Source organism: Mesorhizobium bavaricum, from assembly GCF_056781655.1.
In genome coordinates this window covers 1,730,716-1,749,491 of the sequence record NZ_CM165566.1, presented here as the reverse complement: position 1 = coordinate 1,749,491, position 18,776 = coordinate 1,730,716, and the positions used below count along the sequence as shown (strand labels likewise).

Annotated in this window: 15 protein-coding genes; 4 read left to right on the top strand and 11 right to left on the bottom strand. The window is 63.0% G+C overall.

Translation table 11 applies throughout. The features are described 5' to 3' along the window. Positions 1–226: 226 nt before the first annotated feature. Together AC1RZR_RS08570 and AC1RZR_RS08565 are read left to right on the top strand one after the other, a co-directional pair. A complete protein-coding gene (locus AC1RZR_RS08570; RefSeq protein ID WP_481828231.1) occupies positions 227–553 on the top strand; it encodes a hypothetical protein in 327 nt (108 codons plus the stop codon). An 84-nt stretch (positions 554–637) separates the two neighbouring features. Further along, positions 638–883: a YMGG-like glycine zipper-containing protein gene (locus AC1RZR_RS08565; protein ID WP_258590249.1), complete on the top strand. Its 246-nt coding sequence runs from the start codon at positions 638–640 to the stop codon at positions 881–883. A gap of 159 nt (positions 884–1,042) precedes the next feature. Here the strand turns inward: AC1RZR_RS08565 and AC1RZR_RS08560 are convergent, their stop codons facing one another. From AC1RZR_RS08560 to xylF, 4 genes are all read right to left on the bottom strand, one after another. Beyond that, positions 1,043–2,665 carry a CHASE domain-containing protein gene (locus AC1RZR_RS08560; RefSeq protein ID WP_481828230.1) on the bottom strand — a complete coding sequence of 541 codons (1,623 nt, stop codon included), beginning with the start codon at positions 2,663–2,665 and terminating at the stop codon, positions 1,043–1,045. A gap of 219 nt (positions 2,666–2,884) precedes the next feature. Then, the gene (locus tag AC1RZR_RS08555) at positions 2,885–3,685 is read right to left on the bottom strand and encodes an ATP-binding cassette domain-containing protein (protein ID WP_477269408.1); all 801 of its coding nucleotides are present in this window, start codon (positions 3,683–3,685) and stop codon (positions 2,885–2,887) included. 11 nt (positions 3,686–3,696) lie between these two features. Continuing rightward, positions 3,697–5,049, bottom strand: a complete 1,353-nt coding sequence (locus AC1RZR_RS08550) for a sugar ABC transporter permease (protein ID WP_481828229.1) — start codon at positions 5,047–5,049, stop codon at positions 3,697–3,699. Positions 5,050–5,193: 144 nt separating this feature from the next. Then, complete coding sequence (gene xylF, locus AC1RZR_RS08545; protein ID WP_477269403.1) at positions 5,194–6,234, bottom strand: D-xylose ABC transporter substrate-binding protein; 1,041 nt, start codon at positions 6,232–6,234, stop codon at positions 5,194–5,196. A 347-nt stretch (positions 6,235–6,581) separates the two neighbouring features. On the opposite strand from xylF, the gene AC1RZR_RS08540 reads away from it, so the two are divergent. Next, positions 6,582–7,829, top strand: coding sequence for an ROK family protein (locus tag AC1RZR_RS08540; protein ID WP_477269401.1), 1,248 nt, complete (start codon positions 6,582–6,584; stop codon positions 7,827–7,829). Between the two features lie 12 nt (positions 7,830–7,841). On the opposite strand, the gene phoB is transcribed toward AC1RZR_RS08540, so the two are convergent. From phoB to AC1RZR_RS08505, 7 genes are all read right to left on the bottom strand, one after another. After that, positions 7,842–8,531, bottom strand: a complete 690-nt coding sequence (gene phoB, locus AC1RZR_RS08535; RefSeq protein WP_010911896.1) for a phosphate regulon transcriptional regulator PhoB — start codon at positions 8,529–8,531, stop codon at positions 7,842–7,844. 19 nt (positions 8,532–8,550) lie between these two features. Continuing rightward, positions 8,551–9,258: a phosphate signaling complex protein PhoU gene (phoU, locus tag AC1RZR_RS08530; protein ID WP_481828228.1), complete on the bottom strand. Its 708-nt coding sequence runs from the start codon at positions 9,256–9,258 to the stop codon at positions 8,551–8,553. A 25-nt stretch (positions 9,259–9,283) separates the two neighbouring features. Further along, positions 9,284–10,090 (bottom strand): phosphate ABC transporter ATP-binding protein PstB, encoded by an 807-nt coding sequence (pstB, locus tag AC1RZR_RS08525; RefSeq protein WP_379105227.1) that lies wholly within the window; start codon positions 10,088–10,090, stop codon positions 9,284–9,286. After that, entirely contained in the window at positions 10,087–10,938 is an 852-nt protein-coding gene (gene pstA / locus AC1RZR_RS08520; protein ID WP_379105225.1) for a phosphate ABC transporter permease PstA, read from the bottom strand. The genes pstB and pstA overlap by 4 nt, the downstream gene beginning before the upstream one ends. Positions 10,939–10,941: 3 nt before the next feature. After that, positions 10,942–11,925 carry a phosphate ABC transporter permease subunit PstC gene (gene pstC, locus AC1RZR_RS08515; RefSeq protein ID WP_481828227.1) on the bottom strand — a complete coding sequence of 328 codons (984 nt, stop codon included), beginning with the start codon at positions 11,923–11,925 and terminating at the stop codon, positions 10,942–10,944. Between the two features lie 66 nt (positions 11,926–11,991). After that, positions 11,992–13,047 (bottom strand): phosphate ABC transporter substrate-binding protein PstS, encoded by a 1,056-nt coding sequence (gene pstS, locus AC1RZR_RS08510; RefSeq protein WP_481828226.1) that lies wholly within the window; start codon positions 13,045–13,047, stop codon positions 11,992–11,994. 614 nt (positions 13,048–13,661) lie between these two features. After that, positions 13,662–18,221 carry a PAS domain-containing protein gene (locus AC1RZR_RS08505; RefSeq protein WP_481828225.1) on the bottom strand — a complete coding sequence of 1,520 codons (4,560 nt, stop codon included), beginning with the start codon at positions 18,219–18,221 and terminating at the stop codon, positions 13,662–13,664. Between the two features lie 187 nt (positions 18,222–18,408). Between AC1RZR_RS08505 and AC1RZR_RS08500 the strand changes: the two genes are divergently transcribed. Beyond that, positions 18,409–18,756, top strand: coding sequence for a hypothetical protein (locus AC1RZR_RS08500; protein WP_481828224.1), 348 nt, complete (start codon positions 18,409–18,411; stop codon positions 18,754–18,756). The last annotated feature ends 20 nt before the right edge of the window (positions 18,757–18,776 follow it).

Genomic DNA, 18,776 nt, shown 5'->3' with positions numbered 1-18,776 from the left:
CGCTGGAACCCGCCGCGCCGCCGGACATTGCCGCAGCTGCCTGGGTCTGACCGCGGTGATCGTCGCGGTCGTCCTGTTGCAGCTGGTCTCCTGAGGTCCATCCCCGCGCCTGCAACCGCAGCCAACGCCGGAATTACCCATCGCGCCGCGTTATTTCGCTCGGCGGCCCGGCGGTCAGGAACTTTGGCGACCATCGACCGTTACTATGGCGAGAGGACATGTCGCCATGGAACACATCGCTGCATTGCTGCTGGTTATCGGTTGCTCGAACACGATGGCCGACTGCCGTGAACTCCAGGTACCGGTTAGCGTTTTCGAGACCGCCGAGCAGTGTGTCGCCGAACGGCCGTTCGCCATGGGCGACTTGCAGGGGCAGGCCCAGCGCATCGTCGCCAAATGCCTTGCCGTGGATCCGGCGCTCGAAGACGACTATGATCAGATCGTCTGGAACGTGCGTGCGGATGGCACACTCGATGCTTCCCTGGAAATTTCCAACGTCGTGATGGCATCGAGCGCGGTGCGCCCAGAAAAAGACTATCTTAGCCAAGAATAAATTCGAGCAGCAAAGGCCGTCATTTCGTGCTAAATGGTTGCTGGAGCTTACCAAAAGTGTGGACACCAAGTGAGGAGTGACTCTATGCGGAAGATGATTATTGCCATGATTGCGGTGGCTGCCCTCAGCGGCTGCACCAGCACCGAGCAGGATGTCGTTGGCGGCGGCCTGATTGGCGCCGGTATCGGTGGCCTGGTCGGCGGCGGCAAGGGCGCGCTGATCGGCGCGGCTGTCGGTGCCGGATCCGGCCTGCTGGTTCGCAGGCTGCAGAACGGCTATTGCCAGTATCGCGATCATCGCGGCCGGATCTACACGGCTCGCTGCAACTAGTTCGGCGATAATCGAAATGTCGATCCGGAGACCGGTCCGCCGGTCTCCGGATTTTCGATGTCTGGACGCTAAATTTTTGTTCGCCTGACGGTCGCTGTTGGATCAATTCCAGGAAAAGCGTGAAACGGTTTTCCGTCCGGAATTGCGTCAAACAAGGCCCTAGGCCGTCAGCGGAATTCTGATCTCCACATTCAATCCGTCATCGCGATAATCGCGATGGATCGTACCGCGCAATTCGCGCGTGACGTTGAGGTCGATCAGCTTGGTGCCGAATCCGGTCTTGGCAGGCGCTTCGAGTTTCTTCTGCCCGGTTTCCCGCCAATTGAGAGCCAGCACGCTGTCGCGCCCACGTCCTTCGACCGACCAGTCGACCTTGAGCGCGCCAACTGAATTGCCGGCTTCGCCATATTTCAGCGCATTCGTCGCGAGTTCGTGGAAAGTCAGGCCGAGCGCTTGCGTCGTGGTTTCGTCGAGCAGCACCTCCGGTCCCGACAACAGCTCTTCAGGCAGCTCCTTGCCGAACACCTGACCAAGTTCGATGCGCAGGAGGTCGCCAAGATCGGCCTTCTGCCAGCGCGAGCGCGTCAGCATGTCCTGAGATGCCGCCATCGCCTGCAGCCTGGCGGAGAAGGATGAGGAAAACTCGTTGACGTCAGTGGCTCGCGAAGCCGTCTGGCGCGCGATCGCCAGCACCCTGGTGATCGAGTTCTTGATGCGATGCTTCATCTCCTGCAGCATCAGGTCTTTTTCGAGCAGGCTCTTTTCTGTCGTTTCGTGCAAACGCGAGGCCGCCTCATAGGCCCGCTCCTGATAGCGTGCCACCAGCGCGATGGCGCCCGCCAGCAGCAGTCCGAACAGCCCCAGCATCACCGGAATGGCGCGCGACGACGGCTGCGAGAAGGCGCTTGTCGGCCGGAACAGGACCGTCCACGGTTGGCCGGCCACCGTGATCTTGCGGGTGATCAACAGCCTGTCCCCGAAGGAGGAAGCCGGCGGCGTCTCCGACCGGAACAAGAGATTGTCGCCACTCACCTCGCCGTCGTAGATTTCGGTGTTGACCGGCAGCAGCGGCGAGCGGCTGAGCGCTATCTGGAACAGGTCCCGGGCCCGAAAAGCCGCATAGAGAAAGCCGGCCGTCGAGGACCTCGACGCATTGATGACATCGGGTGCGGTTTCGACATTGAGCCGCACGAAGACGAAGAAGCCGGTGAAGGTCTGCGCAGCACCCGTATTCTGGCCCAGTTGCACCAGCCCGCTGGCGTGCTGCTGGTCGTCCGACATTGCCTTTTCGATGGCCGCGCGCCGCACAGGTTCGCTGAACATGTCGTAGCCGATGCTGGTCTGGTTGGACGGGTCCAGCGGCTCGAACAGCACGATGGGGGTACGCCAGGGCTGCGTGGTATCAGGATAGATTGGGTGGCTGACACCCCAGTCGTGCAGCATATCGCGTTCGACCGCAGCCTCGTCGCCGGCCTTGGCCAGCCTGAGAAAGCCGATACCGCGCAAGCCGGCGAAATTGTTGTCGACATCGAGTGCGTTGAAGAACGCCTTGAACTCGTTCTGGGAGATATCGCCGTTGCGGGCATCGAACAGCGCCCGGGTCGACCGCAGCAGCGACAGATGCAGGTCGATGCGGCTCTCGATCCGGTTGAGCGCATCGTCGGCCGTTGCTTCGAACTTGATGCGTGCGGCCTCCTGGGTCGCGAAATAGGCAAACCCCGCCATCGTCATGCTGATCAGCGCAACGGCGATGAACGCGACGATTGGAAAAAGCTTCTTCAACGTATGATGCGGTCCATGGGCAATGTCGGACCTTTATGGGCAAGTCGCCGTGCCAACACAATGGCAAGGCCAAGCCATCATGACAGCTGGCATATCACATGACCGGCAACCTGCGACCGGCATGCTCGTCCGGCCAGGGCGATACTGCCTGCCGGCAGGCCGGAGCATGATCCCGAAGAGTAGTCCCAAGTTTCGGAAATGATCATACTCGAACAGGCTCTAGGCGGCGATTTTCAGCGCGCCTGGCCCCGGAATGGCGCCGGGTGGGCATTTGCCCAGAATGATCATGCCGAGCACCTCGTCCTGGGTCACATCGGTGGTGTGCGCGGTGCCGACGACCTGGCCGTTCTTCATGACGCAGACCCGATCGGCAAGCTCGAACACGTCGTGGATGTCGTGACTGATCAGGAAGATGCCGATGCCGTCGGACTTGAGCTGCTTGACCAGCTCGCCGACCTGCGCTGTTTCCTGCGGACCAAGTGCCGCCGTCGGCTCGTCCATGATCAGGATGCGGGCGTTGAACAGGATCGCGCGCGCGATCGCCACCGATTGCCGCTGTCCGCCCGACAGCTTGATCACCGGCTCCTTGAAGCGCTGGAAGCGGGGATTGAGCCGACCCATCACCTTGCGCGCCTCGGCCTCCATCGCAACGTCGTCGAGCGTGCCCCAGGCGGTCATCAGTTCACGGCCGAGGAACAGGTTGGCGGCGGCATCGACATTGTCGGCCAACGCCAGCGTCTGGTAGATCGTCTCGATGCCGTATTTCTTGGCGTCGCGCGGGTTGGAGATCGATGCCTCCTCGCCATTGACGAAGATCTGGCCTGAGTCGCGCTTGTAGGCGCCGGACAGGATCTTGATCAAAGTCGACTTGCCGGCACCGTTGTGGCCGAGCAGCGCCACGACCTCACCGGGGAAAAGATCGATCGAGGCGTCGTCAACGGCGCGGATGCCGCCAAAGGCGATCGATATGTTCCTCATGTCGATCAGCGCGGTGGCGGCGGGATCAGTCTTGTCAGTCATGGCCATGCCTCCTAGACGCGCTTGCGATAGACAGTGTCGAGCCAGACGGCGATGACCAGCACGGCGCCGACGACGATGCTCTGCAGGGGTGAGTCGACTCCGAGCAGCACCATGCCGGACTGCAGCGACTGCATCAGAAGTGCGCCGAGCATGGCGCCGATGATCGTTCCCGAACCGCCGGCGAGCGACGTGCCGCCAATGACGGCGGCCGCGATGACCAGCAGTTCATCGAGCGTTCCAAGCACGTTGGTGGACGAATTCTGCCGGGCCGAGGAGATCGCGGCGGCGATCGTCGCCAGCACGCCCATGATCATGAACACCTTCATGGTGATCCAGCGCGTGTTGATGCCGGCGAGATTGGCAGCCTCCGGATTGCCGCCGATGGCAAAGACATAGCGGCCAAAGCGGGTGCGGTTGGTGATGAAGGTCATGACCAGCCCGACCGCGACCGCCATCAGCACCGGTATGGCGATGCCATGGGCGATGAACAGGCCGCCTTCGGGAACGGTGATGTTGTTGGCCGCCGCGTATCTGTTCACGATGCCGATCGGCCATGGATAGGAATTGGCGAGCCACACCGCACCCATGATGACGGCGCAAGTGACGGCGCCGAGCAGCGTCTCGGCCCAGATCGGCCGCAGCGGGAACCGAAAACGCTTGCGCTGCACGCGGCCGTTGAACAGCGCAAACACCACGGCAAGGCAAGCGACGATACCGACAACCCAGCTCCAGGTCGCACCGATCGATCCCGCCGGTCCGCCGCCCATCAGCTGGAAAGTGGCGTCAAGCGGCGCCACCGTCTGGCCGCTGGTGACCCACCAGGCGGCACCGCGCCAGACCAGCAGGCCGCCCAGCGTGACGATGAAGGCGGGCACTTCGAGATAGGCGATGACAAAACCCTGGAAGGCGCCGATCAGCAGGCCGAGCGCCAGGCCGATGACCAATGCCAGAACCCAGATCCATGGATTGCCGAGTTCGAGCCCGACGAACCGCACCAGGAAATGCACTTGCGCAAAGCCCATCACCATGCCGATCAGGCCCTCGGCGGAACCGACGGACAGGTCGATGTTGCGCATGACGATGACCAGCACCATGCCGCAGGCCATGATGGCCACCGCGGATGTCTGCACCGACAGGTTCCACAGATTGCGCGGCGTGAGGAAGGTGCGGCTGTCGAAATCGAGCGGATTGACACCAAGGCGCAGGCTGGAAATGACGTGCAGTCCGATCCAGATGATCAGCAGCGCGCCGACCATGCCGAGCATGCGGGTGTCGATCTCGGTCGCTTTCAGGAACCGGGCGACCACGCCGAGTTCCGACGCGCGCGCGGTGTCGACCTGCGGGTTGGACGTCGTGTCGGTCATGATTTCCTCCCACCGGCTTGCCGTCTGACGCGGATGCCGGAACCCAGCCTAGAAGCTATCCGCCTGATGCGGAAACACAAAACTTTTGAGAAAACGCCGCGGCCTTTGGGCCGCGGCGTTGATATCGAGCAGGTTCGGCCGCTATTAGTTGCAGGCCGCGACGGTGCCGGCGGCAACACCCGCGCAGACTTCGTCCTTCTTGATCCAGCCAGCGTCGATGACGACGTTGAGATTGTCCTTGGTGATGGCAACCGGGGTCAGGAACAGCGACTTGACGGTGTTGCCGCCCGGCGTCGTGAAGTCCTTGGCGCCGGCGATGTCGCCCGTCTTCTTGCCGTCGGCCAGCTGCGAGGCGATCTCGGCGGCATTCTTGCCGAGTTCGCGCGCGTCCTTCCACACCGACACGGTCTGCGTGCCGAGCGCGATGCGGTTCAGCGCGGCGTGGTCGCCGTCCTGGCCCGAGACCGGCACGGTGCCGGCCAGGCCTTGCGCCGTCAGCGCCGCGACGACGCCGCCGGCGGTGCCGTCATTGGCCGCGACCACCGCGTCGACCTTGTTGTCGTTGGCGGTTAGGAACTGCTCCATGTTCTTCTGGGCGTTGGCAGGCAGCCAGCCGTCCGTATAGGCCTCACCGACATTCTTGATCTTGCCGCTGTCGATGGCCTCCTTGAGCACTTCCATCGAGCCCGAGAACAGGAAGTCGGCATTCGGGTCGGCACCCGAGCCCTTGATGAAGACGTAGTTGCCTTCCGGCTTGGCCTTGAACACTTCGCGGGCCTGCATGCGGCCGACTTCCTTGTTGTCGAAGGTCAGATAGAAGACGTCCTTGTTCTCGATCAGCCGGTCATAGCCGACGACCGGAATGCCTTCGTCCAGCGCCTTCTGCACCGCCGGGCCGATGGCCGAGGCATCCTGCGCCAGGATGATCAGCGAATTGGCGCCCTGCGAGATTAGGCTCTCGACATCGGTGAGCTGCTTGCCGGGATTGGACTGTGCGTCTGCGGAGATGTACTTGTCGCCGGCGGCCTCGATCGCCGTCTTCATGGCGGCCTCGTCGGTCTTCCAGCGCTCTTCCTGGAAGTTGGACCACGACACGCCGATGACCTTGTCCTTCGCCTGCGCGACCGACACGAGCGTCAGCGACATGGCGACACCCGCCAGGATGGCGGCTGTGAATCTTTTCATATTATCCTCCCTGCGCCGCGTATGGCGCGACCAAACTGACCCGTAGGCCGGCACAGAAGCTCTATTTTTTCGAGCCTCGAAAAAATACTGATCCAACAGCCGAACGCTGTCAACATCGATTCTGATGGATTTTGATGTCTCTCTGAATTTTTTTCGAGCCCCGGAATAAATAATGACAGGATGGCAGGCTTCTGCCAGAATTTGATCGGCGCATGTCGCCCAAAAGTGCGCAGCGGTTTTGGGCGACATGCGCGGAAACAAGGCCTGAGGTGCTTCGCGCTTCAGGCTCCGCTGACAGCCTTCGGGGGGCACGAAAGGCTGCAGCGACCGGGAGGATGTGAAAAAACATGTCGGTCGGAATCCGCCACGACGATCTGCGCCGTCGCAACCGGGCGATGGTGATTGCGGCCGTGCGTCGCGCCGGACAGCCGTCACGCACCGAGATCGCCGCGACCACAGGCCTCAGCCACTCGACCATATCGGCGATCTCCTCCGACCTGATCGGCGAAGGCATCTTGGCCGAGAGCAAGCCGAGCGAGGCCGGCTCGCTCAAACGCGGCCGGCCGCAGGTCGGCCTCAGCCTCAATCCGGAAGCAGCGGCAGTGATGACCGTGGTGCTGTCGCTGAACTTCCTCTCCGTCGCCGTCATCGACTATGCCGGCCAAGTGATCGCCGAGGAACAGCGCCGGCTCGACACGCTGACCATGTCGCGCGACGCGCTGGTCGGCGAATGCGTCGCCATCGTGCGGCGCCGCCTCGAAGATCCCGATCTCGACGTCCGCAATGTCGCCCGCATCGCGCTGGCGATCCAGGGCATCACCGACACGCGTGCCCGCGCCATGTTGTGGTCGCCGATCACGCCGCACACCGATATCGCCTTCGCCGACATACTCGAGGACGAGTTCGGCATTCCCGCCACCATGGAGAACGACTGCAACATGATGGCGGTGGCGCTGCGCTGGCGCGACCCTGATCGCTACCGCGACGACTTCATCGCCATCCTTTTGTCGCACGGCATCGGCATGGGCCTGGTGCTGAAGGGCGAACTGTTCACCGGTACCCATTCATCGGGCGGCGAGTTCGGCCACATGATCCATCGGCCGAACGGCGCGCTGTGCCGCTGCGGCCGGCGCGGCTGCGTCGAGGCCTATGCCGGCAACTACGCCATCTGGCGCAACGCAAGGCAGATGAGTGAGGACGCAGAACCAGTCGCCGATGTCAGCGACGCCGATATGCGCGCCCTGGCGACCGCGGCCCGCGAAAGCGATGGACCCGAGCGCGAGGCCTATCGCAAGGCCGGCGAAGCGCTCGGCTACGGTCTCGGCAGCCTCTTCGCGCTGATCGATCCGGCGCCGGTCGCCATGGTCGGTGTCAGCGCCGCGGCCTTCGACCTGATCGAGCCGGCATTGCGCGAGGCGATTGCCCAGACCGCAGGCGGCCAGCACTCGAAATCGATTTCCTTCGACACCGAGCCGAACGAACTGCCACTGATCCGCGAAGGCTGCGCCATGCGCGCACTGACCTTCGTCGACCAGGAAATTTTCGCGCTTGGCACTCACACAAGATCCGGCATCGTCGGCAAGAACGTCGCGTGAATCAGACGGGAGTCAATCTTCCCTGATCGCGTATCCCGCCCCACGAATGGTACGGATGACGTCGGGCATGCGGCCATTGTTGACCGCCTTGCGCAGCCGGCCGACATGCACGTCCACCGTGCGCTCGTCGATGTAGATCGTCTCGCCCCAGACATTGTCTAGCAGCTGGCTGCGCGAAAACACCCGACCGGGATGACGCATCATGAACTCGAGCAGGCGGAACTCGGTTGGTCCGAGCCGGATCTCGCTCTTCTTGCGATAGACCCGGTGCGATTCACGATCGAGCACGATGTCGCCGACCTTGAGCACGCTGGACAGCACTTCCGGCTTGGCGCGGCGCAGCAGCGCCTTGACCCTGGCCATGAATTCGGGGGTCGAGAACGGCTTGACCAGATAATCGTCGGCGCCGGTCGAGAGGCCGCGCACACGATCGCTTTCCTCGCCGCGCGCGGTCAGCATGATGATCGGCAGCCGCTCGGTCTCGGGACGCATTCTTAGCCGGCGGCAGAGTTCGATGCCGGAAACCGCCGGCACCATCCAGTCGAGCACCAGAAGGTCGGGGACGTTCTCCTGCAGCCGGATTTCGGCCTCGTCGCCGCGCGTCACCACCTCGACCTGGTAACCCTCGGACTCCAGATTGTAGCGGAGCAGCACGCCCAGCGGCTCTTCGTCCTCCACCACCATGATGCGTGGCGCGATCATCGACTGGTCACCCCTGTCATCATGCCGCCGGCGCGGACATTGTCGTCTCGTCCTGCTTCGGACGATTGGCGGGCAACTGCGTACCGGTCAGAACATAATACGCATTCTCCGCGATGTTGGTGACGTGATCGCCGATCCGCTCGAGGTTCTTGGCGCAGAACAGAAGATGCGTGCAGGCGGTGATGTTGCGCGGGTCTTCCATCATGTAGGTCAGGAGTTCGCGGAACACGGAGGTGTATTTGACGTCGATGCGCTCGTCGTCTGCGCGCAGTTTCGCCAGGGCCGCGGCGTCGCGCGCCGCATATTCCTCGATGACACCCTGCACCTGGATCAGCACCAGCTGCGCCATTCCGTCAATGGAATGCGACAGGTCGCGCGGCGTGACGCTGAGGCCGACGGTGCCGACGCGCTTGGCGATGTTCTTGGCAAGGTCGCCAATGCGTTCGAGATCGCCGGCCATGCGGATCGAACCGACGACATGGCGCAGATCGTCGGCCATCGGCTGCCGCTTGGCGATCAGCGTGATGGCGCGGTCATCGAGCTCGCGCTGGCGCGCGTCCATGATCGCGTCGTCTGAAACAACGCGCTGTGCCAGCGCGTTGTCGGAATTCAGCAGCGCCTTGGTGGCACCACCGACCATCGAGCCGGCGAGATCGCCCATGTCACTGATGAGCCTGCTGATCTGTCCGAGATCCTCGTCGAAAGAAGCGACTGTGTGTTCGCCCATGATCCTGTCCCTCGTATGCCTGAGCTCAGCCGAAGCGGCCGGTGATGTAGTCCTGCGTGCGCTTCTCGCGGGGCGACGTGAAGATCTTCTCGGTGCGGTCGAACTCGACCAGTTCGCCCAGATACATGAAGGCAGTCTGCTTCGACACGCGCGCCGCCTGCTGCATGTTGTGGGTGACGATGACGATCGTGTAGTCGGCTTGCAACTCGTCGATCAGTTCTTCGATCTTGGCGGTCGACAGCGGGTCAAGCGCCGAGGCCGGCTCGTCGAGCAAGATGACTTCCGGCTTCACCGCCACGGTTCGGGCGATGCAGAGCCGCTGCTGCTGGCCACCGGAGAGGCTGAGGCCGCTGGCGTTGAGCTTGTCCTTGACCTCGGTCCACAGAGCCGCACGCTTCAGCGCCTGCTCGACGCGGCCGTCCATCTCCGACTTGCTGAGCTTCTCATAGAGCCTGACGCCGAAGGCGATGTTTTCATAGATCGACATCGGGAACGGCGTCGGCTTCTGAAACACCATGCCGATCTTGGTCCGCAAAAGGTTGAGGTCCTGCGAGCGGTCCAGAACGTTCTGGCCGTCGAGCAGCACCTGACCCTCGGCGGTCTGCTTGGGATAGAGTTCGTAGATGCGGTTGAAGACGCGCAGCAGCGTCGACTTCCCGCAGCCCGAAGGACCGATGAAGGCGGTGACGCTGCGCTCGGGCAACGACAGCGTGATGTCCTTCAGCGCCTTGCTCTGGCCGTAGTAGAAGTTGAGGTTCTTGACCTCGATCTTGGCCTTGCTGGCGGTTGCCTCGGCGGCGATCGTCATGTCTGGAGACAACATCTGGCTCATTTGTCCTCTCTGCGTCCTGTCAGGCTGCGCGCAAAGATGCTGAGCGCGAGAACCGTCAATGTGATGATGAGTGCGCCGGTCCAGGCCAGTTGCTGCCATTCCTCGTAAGGGCTGAGAGCGAACTGGAAGATGGTCACAGGCAGGCTGGCCATTGGCGCGTTGAGATTGCTCGACCAGAACTGGTTGTTGAGCGCCGTGAAGAGCAACGGCGCCGTCTCGCCCGAGATACGGGCGATCGACAGCAATATGCCGGTGACGATGCCGGACAGGGCAGCGCGGTAGGCGACCGACTTGATAACCACCCAGCGCGGCGCACCGATCGCAGTGCCGGCTTCGCGCAGCGCGTTCGGCACGAGGTTGAGCATGTCCTCGGTGGTGCGCACGACGACCGGGATGACCAGGATGGCAAGCGCGACGGCGCCGGCGATCGCCGAGAAATGCCCCATCGGCCGGACCATCAGTTCGTAGACGAACAGGCCGATGATGATTGATGGCGCCGACAACAGGATGTCGTTGATGAAGCGCACCACGGTGGTGAGCTTCGAGAAGCGGCCGTATTCGGCCATGTAGGTACCGGCCAGCACGCCGATCGGCGTGCCGACGATGACGGCGATGATGGTCATCACCACGCTGCCATAGATGGCGTTGAGCAGGCCGCCGGCGTCACCGGGCGGCGGCGTCATCTGCGTGAACACGTCGAAGGACAGGCCGGCAGTACCCTTGTAGACCAGTGCGCCGAGGATCAGCGCCAGCCAGGCAAGTCCGATGCCCGCGGCGGCGACGCAGAGCGTCATCATCACGGCATTCTTCCGCTTGCGGCTCTGGTGAAGCGATGTGGCTGTCGACATCGGTCAGGCTCCCGTGCGGGCGTCAATGCGCATCAGCATGTAGCGTGCGATGGCGAGGATCAGGAAGGTGATGACGAACAGGATCAGGCCGAGCGCCACCAGAGAGGAGGTGTAGAGGTCGCCGACGGCTTCGGTGAATTCGTTGGCGATGGTGGCGGAAATCGTCGTCGCCGGCGCGAACAACGAGGAACTGATGCGGTGCGCGTTGCCGATGACGAAGGTCACCGCCATGGTTTCGCCGAGCGCGCGGCCGAGGCCGAGCATGACGCCGCCCATGATGCCGATCCTTGTATAGGGAATGACCACGCGGCGGGTCACTTCCCAGGTCGTGCAGCCAATGCCGTAGGCGGACTCTTTCAGCACCGGCGGCACCGTGTCGAAGACGTCCTTGGTGATCGAGGTGATGAAAGGCAGCACCATGATGGCAAGGATCAGCGACGACGTCAGCAGGCCAATGCCATAGGGCGGACCGGCAAACAGGCTGTTAAGACCGGGAATGCCGTGGAACGTACCGATGATGAATGGCTGCACGGTCGTCTGCAGGAAGGGCGCCAGCACGAACAGGCCCCAGATGCCGTAGATGATCGAGGGGATGCCGGCGAGCAGCTCCACCGCCATGCCGATCGGGCGCCGCAGCGGGCGCGGGCAAAGTTCGGTGAGAAAGATGGCGATGCCGATGCCGAGCGGCACGGCAATCAGGATGGCGATGGCGGATGTGATGATGGTGCCATAGATCGGCGCCAGTGCGCCGAATTTCTCCGTCACTGGATTCCAGCTCTCGCTGGTCAGGAACGAGAAGCCAAACGTCGACAGGGCCTGCCAGGAGCCGGCAAACAGCGAGATCGCAACGCCGCCGAGCAGGACCAGCACCAGTATGGCGGCGCCCCGGGTCATGCCGTGGAAGATCGCGTCGGTCAGCGCGAACCGCCTGACAGTCGCGTCGCGCGAACCTCGAATGGCTGGCAAGGCTTCCTGGACAGCGCTCATGTGAAGCTCGGCTCTTTGAGTGGAGGGAAAAGGAGCGCCGCGGCGCGGCGCTCCCTCAAGGGGATATTATTCGCCGACGTAGATGGGCTTGCCGTCGGTCTGGATGTCGGCCTTCCACGAGGCCTTGATCAGGTCGACGACGCTGTCGGGGATCGAGACGTAGTCGAGCGCCTTGGCGGTTTCCTTGCCGTCCTTGTAGGCCCAGGCAAAGAACTTCAGCGCTTCGCCGGTCGCTGCGGCGTCGTCGGGGGTCTTGTGGATCAGCACCCAGGTCGAAGCAGCGATCGGCCAGGTGGCGTCGCCGGGCTCGTTGGTGATGATGACGTTGAAGTTCTTCGCGCCCTTGAAGTCGGCATTCGAAGCAGCCGAGCCGAAGGATTCGAGCGACGGCTCGACGACCTTGCCGGCGGCATTCAGCATCTTCGAGTAGGACAGGTTGTTCTGCTTGGCGTAGGCATACTCGACGTAGCCGATGCCGCCGTCGGTCTGCTTGACGGTGTTGGCAACGCCTTCGCTGCCCTTGGCGCCGACGCCGACCGGCCATTCGACCGCCGTGTCCGAACCGATCTTGTCCTTCCAGTCGGGCGACAGCTTGACCAGATAGTTGGTGAAGTTGAAGGTCGTGCCCGAGCCGTCCGAACGGTGGACGACGGCGATTGCCGTCGACGGCAGGGTCAGAGTCGGGTTCAGCGCCTTGATCGCGGCATCGTCCCAGGTGGTGATGGCGCCGAGGTAGATCTGCGCGATCGTCTTGCCGTCAAGGATGAGTTCGCCCGGCTTGACGCCGGTCAGGTTGACGATCGGCACGATGCCGCCCATCACCATCGGGAACTGCACGAGGCCGTTCTTTTCCAGGTCTGCGTCGGACATCGGCTTGTCGGTGGCGCCGAAGGTGACAGTCTTGGCGATGACCTGCTTGATGCCGCCGCCCGAACCGATCGACTGGTAGTTGAGGCCGACGCCGGTGTCTTTCTTGTAGGTGTCGGCCCACTTGGCGAACACCGGATAGATGAAGGTCGAGCCGGCGCCGGAAAGATCAGCTGCCATCGCCGCGGAAAGGGTGAAGGTGGACGCCGTAGCCATTGCAATAGCAACGGCCGCCGAGCGGATGAAATGTCTCATGTGGCCTGCTCCTGTTCGGAAGATGGTCTCTCGGCGCCATTCCTCTCGGCGCCCGCTGAGGCCAATAGCCTTCGATTATTACAGTCGCATGACAGTTTGATGTCACCCCGGTAACGCGTCATCGGAGTGGGGAAAATGCCGGCCGGCCGGCATTCGCGACGGAGCCCGGCTTTGCGCCGGAATCAGGCACTTGCACCGTTTCAACTCGAGACCGGTCTGCGGTTTCGCGATCGCCGGTCGGCAAAGAAAATCCGGACGGGAGCGCGTTGCTCTCGACCACATGTTGTGGCCGGGCCATCGCCGAAAACAGGTCCGTTGGGGTAGGTTGACGCTGTCTCATGCCGGCGGTCGCTGCTCCCGCCCGTAACTGGAGGAGCGGAATTCGATGTGGCCATTGTCTCGGCTGGACGCCGCCTTTGATATGGTGCGATCGCGCCATAGTCTTGCGTCGGCGCGCAAAGCGAATCTCCGCCGAATCTACCACAACGCGGCCAATGCATGTCGCCCGAACTGGCCCCGGTCATGGGAAGAACGACGTGCGCAAACAAAGATCTGAAGCGCGCATCGCCTGGATCCGTTCAAATGCGACGCGCTTTAGGGGGCGACGCCGGCCTTTAGCCGGCGTTGCGCTGAGCCTGGCGGCTGACACCGACCCAGCGTTCGACCTTCTCGAGAAGGGCCCTGGGGCTGATCGGCTTGGGCAGATAGTCATCCATGCCGGCCTCCAGGCAGCGTTCGCGATCGCCCTTCAGCGCATGCGCGGTGACGCCGACGATCGGCACATGCGTGCCGGTTTCTTCCTCCAGCCGGCGAATGGCGGCGGTGGCTTCGAGCCCGTTCATCTCCGGCATCGAGACGTCCATCAGGATCATGCACGGGTTGAGCCGGCCGAAGGCGTCGAGCGCCTTGCGGCCATTGCCGACGATCTCGAAACCATACCCGGTCTCGCCGAGAATCTGGGTGAAGACCATCTGGTTCACCTCATTGTCCTCGGCGACCAGGATATCCAGCCTGTCGCCGCCGCCCGTCGCGGGTGGCCGGGGGCGCACCGAGGGCGGCTGCAGCAGCGCCCTTTGTTCCGACGGTGTCGACTGCTGTGGCCGCGCGACGCTGCGTGGAGGGATCCCGGCTGCCGGCGGCTGGGTGTCGGTCGTGTTGTGGCGATGCCGCTGGATGGTGGCGACCAGCGTCTCCAGCAGCACCGATGACCGCGCCGGCTTGATCAACTGGGCGTCGATGCCGAGATCGCGATAGCTGGTGTTGGCGAGCGACTGGTCGACCGAGGTCAGCATGATGATCGGCGTGCCAACAAGGCCGGCGGTGTTGCGCACGATCCGCGCCATTTCGGCGCCGCTCATGCCCGGCATCTGGTAGTCGAGCACGACGCAGTCGACCGGCACGCCATAGGCGGCGGCGGCGATCAACACCTTGAGACCCTCGGCACCGCTTTCGGCTGCGCAGGAATCGAACGTCCACGATGTCATCTGCTCCGTCAGGATGGCCCGGTTGACGGCATTGTCGTCGACGATCAGCACGCGTGCGCCGGTCACGTCGACAGGCATGATGCGTTGCCCGTTCTGCTGTCCGGCCCTCGGCAGCGTGACCGAGAACCAGAAGGTCGAGCCCTTGCCCTCGGCGCTCTCGACACCGATGTCGCCGCCCATCAGTTCGACGAGCCGCGACGTGATGGCAAGGCCGAGGCCGGTTCCCTCGTGCCGCCTCGTCGACGAGGTGTCGACCTGGCTGAATTTTTCGAACACCAGTTTTAGCTTTTCCTCGGGGATACCTATGCCGGTATCGGTGACCGAGATCGTCAGTTTTGTCCCGGTTGGAACCCTTTCGCCGGTAACGTCGACCAGCACGTGGCCTTCATCGGTGAATTTCACGGCATTGCCGAGCAGGTTGGTGACGATCTGTCTGATGCGGCCGACATCGCCGACGAACAGGCTCTCGAGACGAGGCTCGATGCGCACGATGAGCTCGAGGTCCTTTTCCTTGGCGCGTGTCGACACCAGCGTCGCCACATCCTCGATCGCCTCGGCAAGGTTGAAGGGCGCCGGATCGAGCACCAGCTGGCCGGCGTCGATCTTGGAGAAATCCAGGATGTCGTTGATGATGGTGAGCAGCGCGTTGCCCGATTTGACGATGATGTCGGTAAACGTCTTCTGTTTCGGATCGAGGTCCGATTTGGCCAGCAGTTCGGCCATGCCGAGCACGCCGTTCATCGGCGTGCGGATCTCGTGGCTCATATTGGCGAGGAATTCCGACTTGGCGCGGTCGGCGAGTACGGCGCGCTGCCGCGCCTCGCGCAGCTCGGCCTCGCGCGTCTTCAGCTCGGTGATGTCGGTGGTCGATCCGATCAGGTAGAGCGAACCGTCGGAGGCGATCATCGCCCCCTTGCGGGCAAACTGATGCCTGACGCTGCCGTCGGCTGCCGTCACCGTCTCTTCGACCTCCTGGGTTTCACCGGTGCGCAGCACCGCAAGGTCGCTGTCGACAAAGGCCTGGCCGTCCGGCCCGAAGATCTCGATGTCGGTCTTGCCGATCGCCTCTTCCTTGGCGAAGCCGGTCAGATCGCACCAGCCCTTGTTGACGTAGAACTGCCTGAGGTCGGAGCGCTTGGCGTAGATCGACACCGGCACGTTGTCGATCAGGCTGCGGAACACCTCGTTCTCGCGCATGCTCTCCTCCAACGCGCGCTCGCGCGCCTTGACGTCGGTGATGTCGGTGCTCGAACCGACCAGGTGCACCGATCCGTCCAGCGCTACCAGGCGGCTCTTGCGCGTCATCAATTGCCGAACCGTGCCGTCGCGATGGGTGACGGGTTCCTCGACCTCCTTGACTGTGCCTCTCACGGCGACTTCGGTGTCGTCATGGCTGTAGCTATCGGCGTCCTGCGCACCGAACAGCTGGCGGTCGGTTCGGCCGATGACGTCTTCCTTGGCGAGGCCGGTTATCGCGCACCAGGCCTTGTTGACGAACTCTATGCTCAGGTCCTGCGCCTTGATGAAGGCGGCCACCGGCAACTCATCCAGCACGTGCCGGAACAGATCGATCTGGCGCATGCTGTCGCGCAGCGCCTTTTCGCGGCTCTTGATCTCGGAGATGTCGACGCGAACGCCGATGAACGTGCCATCGTCGGTCCGCATGTCGTAGACCTGATACCAGCGCCCGTCGGGATTGAGGCGCTCGAACGAGGAACTCGGCAAGCGATAGCGGGCGAGGATCGCGTCCAGCCAGCGGGCGGCGTCGTCGTCGTAGAGCTTGTCGACTTGCGGGTCGCCGCTTGAGCGGAAATAGCCGTTCGAATGGCCGAGAATGAGCGCTTCGCGGAGTGTGCAGCCGGGCTGCCATGCCGGCTTCAAAGCCGGCAGCGTATCCTGGATCTTGCGGTTGGCGAAAACGAACTTGTCGTCGCGATCGTAGATGATCACGGCCGCCGGCAAGGATTCCAGCACGCTGGCGAGATGCTTGCGAGCATCCTCGGCCTCGGTCTCGCGGCGCTTCATGTCGGAAATGTCGAACAGGAAACCGGCGACGTAGTTGCGGCCGCTTGGCATGCCAACGCGGCTCTTCCTGACGATGCGCGAGCGGCTGGCGCCATCGGCCTCGAAATTTTCTTCCACCTCGTAAGCGCGCCCGGTGGCAAGCACGTCCCGTTCGCTCTGTTCGAAAAGCGCGACGTCGCGCCCTGACAGGAAATCGCCGCCGGGCTTGCCAAGCATGGCTTGCTGCGTCTGGCCAAACAAGGCAGCGAACGCCTCGTTGACGAACACAAACCGCAAATGATCGTCCTTGACGAAGATCGGATCCTTGACGGCGTTGATCACCGCTTCCGCCAGCCGCGCTTTCTCCAGCGCGTCGGCAAGTTCGGCCTCGCGATCCTTCATGTCGGTGACGTCGACATAGGAGATCAGCCGCTTGCCGCCGGCGAGCGGCGCCATCGACGAGATCAGCGTGCGGCCGTCATTGCGCGGGAACTGCCGTGATCCGCATGTGCCGGCCCTGATTTCCGCCTCGCGATCGGTGATATGCCGCTGCCATGTCGCGTCGTCGGAACCAAATGGGTCGACGTCGCGGCTGGCGTCCATCAGCTCACGGAAGCTGCAGCCGATCTCGGCCCGCCGGGCGTCGATCTGCCAGAAATCGTAGAACGCACGATTGATGACTTCAGCGCGCAAATCGGCATCAAGGACGAGGACACCGATCGGCATCTGGTCGACCATCGTACGAAGGTTGGCGAAGGTCTCGGTGGTCCTGGCATTGGCGTTCTCGACTTCGGCGTCGCGAAGCTTCAGCTCGGTGATGTCGTAGTAGGTCAGCAGGCGCTTGCCACCGGACAGTGCGGTGACCGAGAACATCATGGTTCTGCCGTCAGCGTGGAGAAACTCGCGTGGCGCCACCGAGCCGGCGCGGATCTCCTCCATGCGGGTGGCGAGGTAGCGCTGCCATTGCCGTTCGTCGATATCGCCATAGATGCCATTGCGGCGGTTGAGTTCCATCAACAGGCTGAACGGAGCGCCGACGGTCACGGCACCTTCCGGAATCCTGGAGAGGTCGCGATAGGCCTTGTTGACGATCAGCGTGTCGAGCCTCGCATCCAGCAGCACGACGCCCATGTGCATGGCGTCCATCGTCCGCTCGAGATCGGTAAGATGCTCGGCGGGTTCGCCGTCCGTCGGCGGTCTCTGCTCCAGGGTCCCGAAGGCGGCGGCCAGCGCTGTGACGTTGCGGCCAATGCCGCGATAACCGGCAAATCTTCCCTCGCCATCGAACCTTGGAAAGCCTGATGTCAGGATCCAGCGGCAATCGGCGCGGCCACCTTTCAGTTTATGGACGACATCGCGAAACGGCCGCTGCGCCTGCAGATCCGCCAGATGCGCGGCACCGCTGCGGTCACCGTTCAGGTCCTGATTGAGGAAGTCGAAGCGGAACCGGCCAAGCACAGCAGCCGGGTCGATGCCGGTGGCAGCCTGGTAGTTCTGCGAAAGCCAGGAGAAGCGCAACTCGGCGTCGGTTTCCCAGACCCAGTCCGAACCGGCTTCAACCAGTTGGCGAAGCGTGTCACTCGAACCCATGTCCGCAACGGACGACAAGCCATCGTCGCCATGCGCTACCGATTTGCGAGGCCCGCGCTTGCCGCGCGCGCCGATTGTGTCGTCCGATTCCGCCATGCCATCCCCACCCCGAAACCAAGGCCGAACCCTCCTTCGCGGTCCGTCGGCGGAATGTGCCCGAGAAGCATTAACGATCCGCTAACCTTAACGATCGGTTAGATATATCGGCCGACACGGCCAGCGCTATTCCGCCGGGTTGCCGGCGGGATCGAAGCCGCTATATAAGTCCCAAGGGATATTGCGGATGCTTGGACGGATTTTGCCTTTTTTCATGGGGCTGGCGCTGCTTTTCGGCGGCGGCTGTTCACGCAGCTATGACGGCACAGTCATCATCCCGAGGCCACTCGATGTCCGGCGCATCTGGGACCGGCCGCCACCACATGTCGAATACGGGCAGGTTGAAGAAGGTGCCTTTCCGGTAGCGCCGCAGCCGCCACAGCGGTTTTCCGAGCGCAGGGTCGTGAGCCATGCCGCGCCAAGGCGGCACCGGACGAGGGTCTCGACACCGCCTTCCTCGACTGAACCGGCGAAGCTGCTGACGTGCAGAAACGTCAGCGAGCCCGGCAAGAGAGCCCGCATGGTCTGCGAATAGCAGATTGATCGGCAAATGCC